Below are 12078 nucleotides of genomic sequence, written 5' to 3'. Positions count from 1 at the left end.
ATTTAAATCAACATATTTTTGAAAATTGATTTCCATGTGGAAACATCTCGCGGAAAAAGAAAAGGCACTCCGTGATCTCTCACAGAGTGCCTTGTGATTTCAAAAAACCACCCAGCCGTCTTGCAGCGAATAAAACCAAGCTATATCTAGCAAGGTGGGTATCTTCCCTTCTGCTTCACGCTCCCTTCGTCCGTTACGGTCATTGCCGCAAGCAGGAGGTCTGCAATCCACAGACGGAGTCAGATTCCCTATAAAGGAGTGTTGGATTATAAAAACCGCAATGTCTCGCACTGGGCAGTAATGCCAACCGGAATGCTTCTTCCGGTTTCGTTCTATGTTTATTATAGCACTATCTTTCCCAAAAATCAATAGGAAATTTGTGAAAATTTTTCTACCGTCAACCGGAAGTGCTTACGCTTCCTCTTCGTCCTCCTCGTCGAACATGTCGTTCAGATACTGGAGGAACATGTTGCCTACTGCATCATATTCGTCATCGTCCTCAATGGTGCAGAGCATTTCTTCTCCGTCAATGGTTTCCCGCTTCAGAATGACAAATTCGCCGTCGTCTTTCAGCATGTCTTCTTCATTTTCATGGTACGGAACCAGTGCACAGTATGTTGCATCTTCATATTCCAGTTCGCCCAGAACCTCGAATTCCTGCTCGTTTCCTTCTTCGTCTTCCAGAGTATACAGCATGCCCTGCATATCCATATCCATCATGTTTTCATCTGCCATGGGTAAAACTCCAATCTGCCATAGCGGCGTTTGTTTCGGGAACAATTCCCTGCTTCTATTATACACGATTTTCCACGGCGTGTCAATAGACGAACCGGACAATTTCACCAGGGCAATACCGCACAAAGAGCGTCTGGCGGTATTGCCCAAGAGAATGTTCAAAGCCTCATGATCGCCGCCGCGATCTGCCGGAGCACCGGTGCGGCAGTCTGGTTGCCATAGCCGCCGTCCTCCGCCAGTACCGTCACGGCATACTGCGGGCAGTCCGCCGGAAAAAACGCCGTCACCCAGCCATGGCAGTATTCGTCTCCGGATTCGTCCACCCTGCCGGTCTGTGCCGTAGAGGTTTTTGCTCCCATGGAAACATGGGCAGGCATGCCCTGAAAATCCTCGTCCGCCGCCGTGTAGCACATGAGCCGCCGCAGAAACTGTGCCGTGTCCGCAGAAATGCCGGTTTCAGAAAGTCCCGTTTCCTCCCGCAGCACTGTCCGCCCGTTTTCCGTCACGCCACGCACCAGCCGCACAGCCGGCAGGGTACCGTTTCCGGCAATGGCACAGGTCATACGGGTGATTTGCAGGGGTGTTGCCGTGAGAACGCCCTGTCCGAACGAAAAGTTCGCCTGCTCCGCCGGCAGTTTCAGCTGCTGCAATGTCGGCAGTGTCCCGCTGGAGCCGATCATGTTGGAGGTCAGCACCGTTTCCGTCCCGAAGCCCAGAGCCTTTGCCGTTTCCAGCAGTTCCTTTCCGGAAAACGTCTGCCCCAGTGCGATAAAATAGGGATTGCAGGAATTCCGCATGGCATCTGCCAGATTTTGCAGTCCGTGCCCCTGCGGGTCGTGGCAGCGGAACCGCTGGGAGCCAATGGAAATCGCCCCGTTGCAGTTCCACTGAAACGCCGTTTCCGCACCGTTTTCATAGGCACAGGCTGCCGTCACCAGCTTGAAAATCGACCCCACCGGATAGGCGTACAGGGCACGCTGGATCATGGGGCTGTCCGGATCCTGCATGGCTTCTCCCAGTGCATCGGGCGTGTAGCCGGGAAAGCTGGCAAGCCCCAGAATGTCCCCGCTTTCCACGTCCATGACTACCACACAGCCCTTTTGCAGTGATGCACCGGCAGTTTCACAGATTCGCTGCATCCGAATGTCCAGCGTTGTCATCACGCCCTGCACCGGATTGGCACCGTAACGGACCTGAGCCGCTTCGCCGGCAAGCGGCTTTCCTTTGCCGTCCACGGAAAAAGTCACGCTCCACTGGGAATCCACGCCGCGTAAGACTGCATCATAGGCGGATTCCAGTCCGGCAACGCCTTTCCCCTCCTGCGTATAGCCAATGACATGCTGTGCCGGCTGGGGCGTGGTGTACCGCTGGGGAATCTCCAGCACAGTCACGTCCGGACAGGCAATGTCCGCTGTGTCCACCGTGCAGGTAAAGGGCTTCCCCTGTGCCAGCTTTTCGTAAAACGCTTCCGCGTCCAGTACATGGGGCAGCAGAGCCTCCGCCGCCTCCGGCGTAGGGCTGACGACTGCGGTGCAGACAGACCTGGTATTGACCAGCGGCACACCGTTCCGGTCGTAGATCGTGCCGGCAGCTGTTCCGGCGGTACAGGTGTAGCTGCCCTGTCCGGCGGCAGCCTGCAGGAGTTCCGGCTTCTGCATCAGCCACGCCAGATATACGGCAACCGCACAAAACAGCAGCACCAACAGCAGCCGCAGCACTGCCAGACGATTTTTCAGTTTTCGCATCGCACTTTCCTCCCAAGGAAAGTATGCCCCGCTTTGCCGCGTTCATGCCAAAAAAATACACCATACAGCATATCTGCATGGTGTACTGTAGATGTAGAAGCAAGTGATTATTCTGCTTCCGGCTGGTAAGAGAAACGGGTAAAGGTCGCAGTGGTCGTCATCGGCTTGCCGTTTCCGGAAGCGTACAGGGCAATGTAATTGCCGGTAAAACAGCCGCCTGCCTCTGTGGTCAGATACTGGGTTTCGCCGGAGCCTACAGGCTGCACTGTGCCGTCCGCCGTGCGGAACGAGAACCGGTAGCGATTCCGATTGCATTCCAGCCGCAGGGTCATGGTTTCATCGCTGTACGGCAGCACCTGCTCTACGGCACACAGTCCGCCGATCCGCCGCCGCAAAATCACACAGTCCCTGCCGTCCCGCATGGTGCGGGCAATCTCATAGTGATGTGCCGGATTCATGTACACAGTCAGACCGGCTTCTTCCCCCTCCTGCTGCGGTATAAAATGCAGGTCTGCTTCGACAGTACAGCAGAAGTGTTCCTGCCGCCGTCCCAGCCACGCCTTGGGAGCATCTTCCCAAAGGGAAACCTCGTTGCCGTGCATCTGTAAGCCAGATGCGGTCTGCTGTATCAAGCCCTCCACCGGATTATAGATGTAATTCCACATCAGGTGCAGACTGTCACCGCGGAAATCATCTGTCACCGCACTGCATGCCGCATAGCCTGCGGGAATCTCCTCTGCGGGAGCGTGCTCTACTGTGAATTCCGGCAGCACTGCACGATCTTCACCCAGATAGAACCAGCCGTTTTCCAGACGAGCCGGCACCAGCATGGTTTCCCGTCCCAGATTGTGGCGGAACGGATACGCCAGCGGACGATTGCCCAGACAAACTGCCCACCAGTTCCCGTCGGCATCGTCCACCAGATCGGCGTGACCGGCTGCCTTAATGGGCAGGTTTTTGCCGATATTGGTCAGGATCGGATTGTGCGGGCACGGCTCATAGGGCCCCAGAATGGACTTGCTCCGTGCCAGAACTGCCATGTGGCAAAGCTCCGTGCCACCCTGTGCCAGCAGCAAGTAGTACATGCCGTTGATCTTGTACAGATGCGGCCCCTCCGGATTGTTGGCGGTGCCCTGCCAGAGGGCGTGGGTTTCGCCAATGGCTTCTCCGGTGGCAATGTCCAGCTGGCTTAGATAAATGCCGCCGTCTGTACCCAGATAGTACACCTTGCCGTCATCGTCAAAGAACAGGGACGGGTCGATTCCGGCAAAGGGCAGCGGAATCGGTTCGGACCATTCGCCTGCGGGATCGGTTGCCGTGACGATAAAGTTGCCGTGATTGTCGCCGGTGACATTGGTCACCACAACATAGAATGTCCCCTCGTGATACCGGATCGTCGGAGCGTAGATGTTCAGACAGTTGGGTGCTCCTGTCACCAGATACACCTGCGAGTTCCGCGTCAGGCAATGTCCGATCTGCTCCCAGTGCACCAGATCCCGACTGTGAAAAATCGGAATCCCGGGGAAATACTCGAAAGAACTGGTCACCAGATAGAAATCTTTTCCCACGCGGCAAATGCTGGGGTCTGGGTGAAATCCGGATAAAATCGGGTTTTGATACTGCATGTTTTTTCTCCATTCCGAGAAAACGCCGCATGAAGCTGATAATTCGACTTTATGCGGCGTTTCTCTTATTTCCTTTGGAATATCCTATTTTAGCCTGTATAAATGGTGTTGTTTTCCCAATCGAAATCGTCCAGCGACGTGGGGTGTTTTCCCACGGACTCCAGTCCGCAGTACAGCAGCACCGCATACGCATCGTCTGCTGCAATGGTACCGTCACCGTTTACGTCCATGCTTTCGATCTCCCAATCGCTCAGCGTGCCGTCCGTCAGGATCGGATAGCCGGCACCGATGCGGGCACTGGCGTACAGGATCAGGAACAGGTCGGTGCTGTCGATGCTGGCATTTCTGTCCACATCACCCTTGATATACCGCACCGGTACCGGAGCAGTAGACACCGTGGTTGTCGTGGTAACATTTTCTGTGGTGGTATTTACAGAAGCTGCTGCGGTCGTGCCGGTGGGAATCGGTATGGTTTTCCATTCCGTAGTGCTGCTTTCCGTTGTCGTGGTTGGCAGCGTGGTGGGCACCGTGATATACGGCGGCAGGGTCACTGTGGTCACAGGCATTGTCTTTGTGGTGGCTTCGGTAGTTGTTACGATTTTGCTGGTGCTTCTCTTGGTGGTGTGTTCTACTATTGTTGTCGTTGTCCTGGCTGTCGTGGTCGAAGCGGGAGTTTCATCCGGAAGTGCCTGAAATTCCAGACTGTACTTTTCCGCATAGGTCTGTGCCGGAGAGTTCTTCTGCCCTCTCAGAACCGTATCCCGCGGAAAGATACCTGCTTCATCAGGCAGCGTGCAGGCATTGCCGGAGAATGTCACCGTTCTCTGCTTGTGCACATGTGCGTAAAACGCATTTGCCGAAAGGGTGGTGAAGCATGCCGGAAATGTCAGGTTGTCCAGATTCTCACAGCCGCCGAATGCATCACCGCCAACGATTTGCAGGGACGAATTCGACAGATCCATGCTGCCGTTTTCCGTGCTGAGTGCAACGCATTTATAGAACACCGCCTCCGGCAGTTCCGTCAGATTTACCGGAAATTTCACAGCAGTCAGACTGGAGCAGCTGCGAAACGCCGCCACGCCCAGCTTTGTCAGCGTATCCGGCAGCACTACATTCACCAGACTGGTGCAGCCCTCAAAGGCATTGTCGCCGATCGTCTGTATGGCGTTCATGTCCACTAGGTTTTTCAACGAGGTGCAGTCCTGAAATGCGGCATTGCCGATCTCTGTCACGCTGTCTGAGAAGATCACCTTTTCTATGGTTTCACAGCCCTGAAACGCTCCGTCTGCCACTCTTATCATGCCATAGGGCAGCGTGACCGAAACCGGAGCCGCATCACTGCACAAAAATCCTGTAGCGATCAGCCGCACCGTAGGCGGAATGACGATCTCGCTGGCTTCTCCGCAGTATTCCAGAAGTACACCGTCACAGATCTTCCAGCTGCTGGACTGCTGCAAACTCCAGCCTGAATTGAAAAAGGCATCTTTTCCCACAGTTTCCACCGTTTCCGGTATGGTCAGATTTTTCAGACTAGTACACATGGAAAATGCATATTCCCCGATCTCAGTCAGTGCAGGGGAAAACGTCATGCTCCGCAGATTGATGCAGTTGCTGAACGCACTTGCCCCGATCTTTTTGACAGAATTGCTCATTGTGACATATTCCAGCATGGAACAGCCGCTGAACGCATTTTCCGGAATCTCCGGCAACGTACTGCCAGCAAGCACCGCCATGCTCAAAGAAGTACAGCCCTGAAATGCACTGCTTTCCAGCAGCTGCAGCGATTCCGGCAAAACTGCCAGCCGCAGAGCCGTGCAGTCCTGAAAGGCACTCTGGGAGATCACCTGTAATTTTTCGTTGAACTGTACGGTTTCCAGTGCAGAACAGCTCTGAAATGCTCCGGAGCCAACAAAGAGCAGCTCATCCGGCAGCTGAATGCTTTTCAGGCTGGTGCAGTGGCGAAATGCCGAAACACCAACAGACTGCACCTGATTTGGCAAAAAGATCTTTTCCAAAGCGTTACAACCGATAAATGCACCTTTGCCGATATACGTCAGGCTGGCGGGAAGCTGCACTTCCGTCAGAGCAGTCTGATCGCTGAACAGCGTATTGCAGAGCACTGCCACACCGTCCGGCACCACTGCGGTTTTCAGTCCGATTTTTGCGGAAACTGCCACTCTGTCGGAGAGCACTGCCACATCATCAGTCTGGTCTTGCAGCCACGCGGTCCCCTCCAGGATACAGGAGCCGGCACTGGTGATCCCGCTGCCGCCCTTTATCGTTTTCAAAGCCGTACAGCCACGAAATGCACTGCTGCCTATGGTGGTCACGCTGTCCGGTATCGTCACGCTTTTCAGGGCGGTTTTCTGTTGAAATGCCGATTCGGAAATTGCAGTCACCGGATACCCGTCGATACTGGACGGAATGTCCAGCACAGAAAAATTCCCTTCCATGCCGGTAATCACAGCGTTTCCCGCATCATCTGTCTGATAATAGATACCGTTGAATAATTGTTCCTGCGATTGGCTGGATTCTGCGGCAGCACCTATCCCCTGTGCTGTCCCGAGTACCAGAGAAATGCTTATGCACACTGCCAGCAGGAACGCGGTCCACCTTCTCCAACGATTTTTCCGCATTGCGGAACACTTCCTTTCTTTTCAACCTGTTTGCCCCCAACATTCGCAAGGGGGCGATCCATTCTTTTTCATAAAAATCATTTTTCCGCCAATCCCGCACCAACCTTTGCCAGATGCATCATCAGGTCGTAGACATCGAGATTGTCAATTTTGCCGTCTGCATTATAATCCGCACAGTACAGCTCCACACTGGTGGGATTTGTCTGCACACCGGCTCCGCGACAGGCACAGAGATACAGCAGCAAAAACAGATCCGATGTGTCCAGACTGCCGTCACCGTCCATATCGCCACGCTGCCGGTCGATCGGCCGGAACTGCCGGCTGTATTTCCGAGCGTAGATCTCCGCAGTGGAATTCGCAAAGCCATTGATACAGGTGCTTGAACTTACCGTTTGTTCCGTGTCATAGATACGGCACGCCGGATTGAGGATCACCAGCTGTTCCAGACTGCCGCAGCCGGAAAAGGCACTGGCTCCGATCTCCTCCACTGCTGCCGGCAGCACGATCTTTTGCAGTGCGGCACAGCCGTCGAAGGCATAGTTGTAGATCGTTTTGATGTTTTCGGGAAGCTCGATCTCCGTCAGACTGCTGCACCCCTGAAACAGAGTGTTGCTGATCTGTGTCATTGCCTGCGAAAGACGCACTTTCCGCAGCGACCGGCAATAGCTGAATCCATGACCGCCGACGTTTTTCACGCTGTCCGGCAGTTCGATCTGTTCCAGCGAAACGCACCAGTGAAACGCATATTCGCCGATGGATTCCAGCCCGTTCGCGATCTGCACCTGCCGCAGGTTGATGCAATTGGAAAATGCAAACGCATCGATCGAACGCAGCGAAGACGGCAGCTGTACCGTTTCCACCGTGGTGCAGCCGTCAAAGGCATAGCCGCCGACCGCACGCACGGTATCCGGAACAGTCACATCTTTTTCCGTGCCGGTGTACGCCAGCAGGATCCCTTGTCCGGCTGATACGAAATCGCTGGTCTGGTTTTCCAGCCACGAAGTACCCTGCACAATACCCCAGCCGATCTCGGAAACCGTATCCGGAATGGACAGTTCTGTCAGGCGGGAACAGTCCTTAAAGGCGAATTCCCCGATCCGGCGAATCGTGTCCGGCAAAACCACCCGCTTCAGCCGCGTGCAGTCTTTAAACGCGTACTCGCCGATCTCTGTCACCGGACAGCCGTCCAGTTCCGCCGGTATCACCGCTTCGGTCACTGCTGAACGGGCACTTTTGATCGTCACCTCGTGCATCGCAGAAACCGTGTAATAAATGGTGTCCTGATAGATCTTCAGATCCGCACTTCCCGCGGCTGAAACCGGACACATACCGGAAAAGCAGCCGATCACCAGCAGCAACGCCAGCAAAACGAACAAACTTTTCCGTCCGATCTTTCGCAAGGATCCCTCACCTGCCTTTCTGTCCCAATGCTTTGTCAACGCTGTGAAAAACCTGTCAGCAGGCTTTACACAGTGCTTCATTTTCTCATTTTTATTATACCATATTGGAAACAGATACGTCAATCATTTTTTGCAGATTTTTTCAGGGAACACCGACAGGGCATATAAAAAGCGGCATGACGAAACCGCCATGCCGCTTCTTTTGCAATGTGGTAACGAACAGAAACCTGTCCGTTCAGAACGCTACGCGAACTTATGCCAGTTCAGCGAAGAACTTGATGGTGCGAACCATCTGGCTGGTGTAGCTGTTCTCGTTGTCGTACCAAGAAACAACCTGTACTTCATACAGATCATCAGCGATCTTGGAAACCATGGTCTGAGTTGCATCGAACAGAGAACCGTACTTCATGCCGATAACGTCAGAAGAAACGATCGGTTCTTCGTTGTAGCCATAGGACTCAGTAGCAGCAGCCTTCATAGCAGCGTTGATGCCGTCAACAGTTACGTCTGCACCCTTGACAACAGCAGTCAGGATAGTGGTGGAACCAGTCGGAACCGGTACACGCTGTGCAGAACCGATCAGCTTGCCGTTCAGTTCCGGAATAACCAGACCGATTGCCTTAGCAGCACCGGTGGAGTTCGGAACGATGTTTGCAGCACCAGCTCTTGCTCTTCTCAGGTCACCCTTTCTGTGCGGGCCGTCCAGGATCATCTGGTCGCCGGTGTAAGCGTGAATGGTGCTCATGATACCGCTCTGGATCGGAGCATAGTCATTCAGAGCCTTAGCCATCGGAGCCAGGCAGTTGGTGGTGCAGGAAGCTGCGGAGATGATCTTGTCATCAGCAGTCAGAGTGTTGTGGTTTACATTGTAAACGATAGTCGGCAGATCGTTACCAGCCGGAGCAGAGATAACAACCTTCTTTGCACCAGCATCGATATGAGCCTGTGCCTTAGCCTTAGAAGTGTAGAAACCAGTGCATTCCAGAACAACGTCAACACCGATCTCGCCCCACGGCAGCTCTGCAGCGTTAGCCTTTGCATAGATCTTCAGGGTCTTGCCGTCTACAGTGATAGTACCAGCTTCGTCATCAGCAGAAACAGTGTGCTTGTTCTCGCCGATCTTGCCTGCATAACCGCCCTGTGCGGTATCATACTTCAGCAGGTGAGCCAGCATGGACGGCTTAGTCAGGTCGTTGATTGCAACAACCTCATAGCCTTCTGCACCAAACATCTGGCGGAATGCGAGACGACCGATACGGCCAAAACCATTAATAGCAACTTTAACTGACATTGGAAATTACCTCCTAGTTTTTAGGAAAACACCGGCGGAATTGCCGGACCGAAGCCCGATTTTCTCCCAGCGGATTCCTTGATACTCTTATTTTACACCATTTCGGAGAAGAATTCAAGCACTTTCGCAAAAAAAGCAGGGGCAAGGATAGCAAGTTCTCTTATTTTCCACGTTTTCCGCAAAAAAGGAAAGCATATTTTGTGAAAACTGCACAAAAATTAAAAAGTGGACAAAATTATCATTTTTTTTATTTGCCTATTCTGAAATATGTAGTATAATAATAGCATAGAATAATGACAAAAGCATCATGCAGTGAGGAGGAGAGAACGCCCATGCAGCAAGAGGAACTACAGCAGATCCAGAAATGGTGTCAGCAGTCTGAAGACGCCATTCTTTTTTATGCCCCGGACGGCACGCTGCTCTGGCAGAACGATGCCGCGGCAGTCCGGCAGAAACCGCAGAACAGCTCTTTGCCCCGCTATCATAAAAGCGGTGCACCGGAGGACGGCATGTTTCTGCTTCGGCAGGGCGGCAGTCTGTACTGCGTCCGGCAGGAGCCGCGGCAGTACGGCGAAAAACCGGCAATACTGGTGCAGATCCACAGCCAGCCGGCAGACGATCTTCTCTGGAGCGATGCCGACAAGCAGCATGAAACGGAAAACCGGATCGCTGCCATGCGGCAGAAGATCTTCGGCATTTCCAACGCCGTCAGCGGACTGTATCAGACGCTGGAGGAAAACGGCGACCAGATCCCCCGCATGGTGCTGGAAGAACAAATGGAACAGCTGAACATCATCCAGGGCAACTGCTGCCGGCTGATGCGTCCTTCTGTGCTCTGGCTGGAACAGCTGAAATATGTGCAAAAAAACGAGCTTTCGGGCGAAGCTCTTTTTCTGGACCGCGAATTGTCGAATTTTGTCGAATCGTGTCGTATGGTACTGGGAAAAGCACTAAAAATGACAGCCGATGCCGAAAAACCACTCTGCATTTTCGCCAATCGGCGGCGGTTACAGATCTGTCTGCTCTGCATGGTGCTGTATCTGCGGGATCACTGTCCGGAGATCTCCCGCCTGACGTGGCAGACGGAACAGCAGGGCGATCAGGTGGTGCTGCGGTGCACGGCAGTTTCTGACGGCACCGAGCCGCCGGCACACCGGCACAGCCAGACGGAACATCTCTATGACACACACTTTCCCTCTCCGGAGGAACAGATCGTGCAAAAATTCTGCCGCACGTATCATGCCGCCGTTCTGTTTTCCGCCGCGGAGGAAATGTGGCAGTACACCCTGCGGTTTCCGCTGTATGAACATACATCGTTCCTGTCCCTGGAGAGCAGCCGCACCACACTGGACGACGGAATGTTCTCCTTATACCAGATCTTTTTGTCAGATATTTCCGAGTACCGGTTCTACTAAAATAGGCTTTTCAATTCAGGCGTTGCTGCTTTTTGCAGTGATTCCTGAATTTTTTGTTAAAACAACAAAATACCATTTCACATTTCACAAAGATTATGCTATAATAGGAAAGGATAGGCAGCACCGCACAAAACTTGTGCGATGTTGCCGCTGTAGCAAACTGGGGAAAGGAACGGATTCCGGAATGGCAGAACGACTGATCTCAATACAAGACACAAACCAATTTCAGACATTATGCGGCAGCTTTGACGAAAACCTCAAGCTGCTGGAGCAGCGGTATCACGTTCGTATGATCTGCCGCGGAGAAGAACTGCGGGTACAGGGGGACGGTGCACAGGTGGAACTTGCTGCCGGTGCAGTCACGGCTCTGCTGCAAATGATCTCCAACGGACAGGCGATCACGCCCCAGTCCATTCACTATGTTTCCGATATGGTCGATGCCGGTTCTGCCGGACAGCTGGCGGAACTGGCAGATGATGACACCGTCTGTCTGACTGCCGCCGGAAAACCGGTGCACACCCGCACCGTGGGACAGCGGAGTTATGTCCGTGCCATTGCCGAAAATACAATCGTATTCGGGCTGGGGCCTGCCGGCACCGGCAAGACCTATCTGGCAGTGGCTATGGCAGTGCGGGCATTCCGCCGGCACGAGGTCAACCGGATCATTCTCACCCGCCCTGCGGTGGAAGCCGGCGAAAAACTGGGATTTCTCCCCGGCGATCTACAGGACAAGGTAGACCCCTATCTGCGTCCGCTGTACGACGGCTTGTTTGAAATGCTGGGAGCAGAAGCGTTCCAGCGGCATCTGGAACGGGGCTCTATTGAAGTTGCCCCGCTGGCGTACATGCGTGGCAGAACGCTGGACAACGCCTTTATCATTCTGGACGAGGCACAGAACACCACCGGCGAACAGATGAAGATGTTCCTCACCCGTCTGGGCGACGGCAGCCGCATGGTGATCACCGGCGACACCACGCAGATCGACCTGCCGGACAAGCAGAAAAGCGGTCTGGTCATCGCCTCCCGCATTCTGCGAAAGGTCAATGACATTGCGATCTGCGAGTTCACCAACCGCGATGTTGTCCGCCATAAGCTGGTACAGGACATTATCCGTGCCTACGAAGCGGCAGAACAAAAGCAAGCCCACCGGAAGCCGGAACACACCGACCGGAAAGATACCGGAAAACACTGAATTTGAAAGGCAATACCGCACAAAGAGCATCTGGCGACT

Annotated in this window: 8 protein-coding genes and 1 other RNA gene; 2 read left to right on the top strand and 7 right to left on the bottom strand. The window is 53.7% G+C overall.

Features of this window, described 5'->3' with window-relative positions; translation table 11 throughout:
- Window positions 1-100: 100 nt before the first annotated feature.
- The 7 genes from ssrS to gap all read right to left on the bottom strand — a co-directional run bounded on the left by ssrS (window position 101) and on the right by gap (window position 9432).
- Window positions 101-304: non-coding RNA, 6S RNA (gene ssrS / locus RUMCAL_RS15185), on the bottom strand.
- 107 nt (window positions 305-411) lie between these two features.
- Window positions 412-735 (bottom strand): DUF1292 domain-containing protein, encoded by a 324-nt coding sequence (locus RUMCAL_RS12230; protein WP_040648168.1) that lies wholly within the window; start codon window positions 733-735, stop codon window positions 412-414.
- A gap of 158 nt (window positions 736-893) precedes the next feature.
- Window positions 894-2480, bottom strand: coding sequence for a peptidoglycan D,D-transpeptidase FtsI family protein (locus tag RUMCAL_RS12225; protein ID WP_021683248.1), 1587 nt, complete (start codon window positions 2478-2480; stop codon window positions 894-896).
- Between the two features lie 107 nt (window positions 2481-2587).
- Window positions 2588-4105 carry a glycoside hydrolase family 43 protein gene (locus RUMCAL_RS12220; RefSeq protein ID WP_021683247.1) on the bottom strand — a complete coding sequence of 506 codons (1518 nt, stop codon included), beginning with the start codon at window positions 4103-4105 and terminating at the stop codon, window positions 2588-2590.
- An 89-nt stretch (window positions 4106-4194) separates the two neighbouring features.
- The gene (locus tag RUMCAL_RS12215) at window positions 4195-6741 is read right to left on the bottom strand and encodes a leucine-rich repeat protein (protein ID WP_021683246.1); all 2547 of its coding nucleotides are present in this window, start codon (window positions 6739-6741) and stop codon (window positions 4195-4197) included.
- A gap of 77 nt (window positions 6742-6818) precedes the next feature.
- Window positions 6819-8141: a leucine-rich repeat protein gene (locus RUMCAL_RS12210; protein WP_040648167.1), complete on the bottom strand. Its 1323-nt coding sequence runs from the start codon at window positions 8139-8141 to the stop codon at window positions 6819-6821.
- 253 nt (window positions 8142-8394) lie between these two features.
- Window positions 8395-9432, bottom strand: a complete 1038-nt coding sequence (gap, locus tag RUMCAL_RS12205; protein WP_021683244.1) for a type I glyceraldehyde-3-phosphate dehydrogenase — start codon at window positions 9430-9432, stop codon at window positions 8395-8397.
- A gap of 332 nt (window positions 9433-9764) precedes the next feature.
- Here gap and RUMCAL_RS12200 point away from each other — a divergent pair, with 332 nt between their 5' ends.
- Together RUMCAL_RS12200 and RUMCAL_RS12195 are read left to right on the top strand one after the other, a co-directional pair.
- On the top strand, window positions 9765-10847 hold the full coding sequence (locus RUMCAL_RS12200; RefSeq protein ID WP_040648166.1) for a hypothetical protein: 1083 nt from the start codon (window positions 9765-9767) through the stop codon (window positions 10845-10847).
- A 184-nt stretch (window positions 10848-11031) separates the two neighbouring features.
- Window positions 11032-12039 (top strand): PhoH family protein, encoded by a 1008-nt coding sequence (locus RUMCAL_RS12195; protein ID WP_021683242.1) that lies wholly within the window; start codon window positions 11032-11034, stop codon window positions 12037-12039.
- Window positions 12040-12078 lie beyond the last annotated feature (39 nt).

The sequence above is a fragment of the Ruminococcus callidus ATCC 27760 genome, assembly GCF_000468015.1.
GTDB lineage: Bacteria > Bacillota > Clostridia > Oscillospirales > Ruminococcaceae > Ruminococcus_C > Ruminococcus_C callidus.
This window is presented reverse-complemented; position numbering and strand designations above follow the sequence as displayed.

Bases quoted from the DNA above. Each gene is read 5' to 3' on its own strand.
- RUMCAL_RS12200 (WP_040648166.1), top strand. From the start codon at position 9,765: ATGCAGCAAGAGGAACTACAGCAGATCCAGAAATGGTGTCAGCAGTCT.
- RUMCAL_RS12195 (WP_021683242.1), top strand. From the start codon at position 11,032: ATGGCAGAACGACTGATCTCAATACAAGACACAAACCAATTTCAGACA.
- gap (WP_021683244.1), bottom strand. From the start codon at position 9,432: ATGTCAGTTAAAGTTGCTATTAATGGTTTTGGCCGTATCGGTCGTCTC.
- RUMCAL_RS12230 (WP_040648168.1), bottom strand. From the start codon at position 735: ATGGCAGATGAAAACATGATGGATATGGATATGCAGGGCATGCTGTAT.
- RUMCAL_RS12225 (WP_021683248.1), bottom strand. From the start codon at position 2,480: ATGCGAAAACTGAAAAATCGTCTGGCAGTGCTGCGGCTGCTGTTGGTG.
- RUMCAL_RS12220 (WP_021683247.1), bottom strand. From the start codon at position 4,105: ATGCAGTATCAAAACCCGATTTTATCCGGATTTCACCCAGACCCCAGC.
- RUMCAL_RS12215 (WP_021683246.1), bottom strand. From the start codon at position 6,741: ATGCGGAAAAATCGTTGGAGAAGGTGGACCGCGTTCCTGCTGGCAGTG.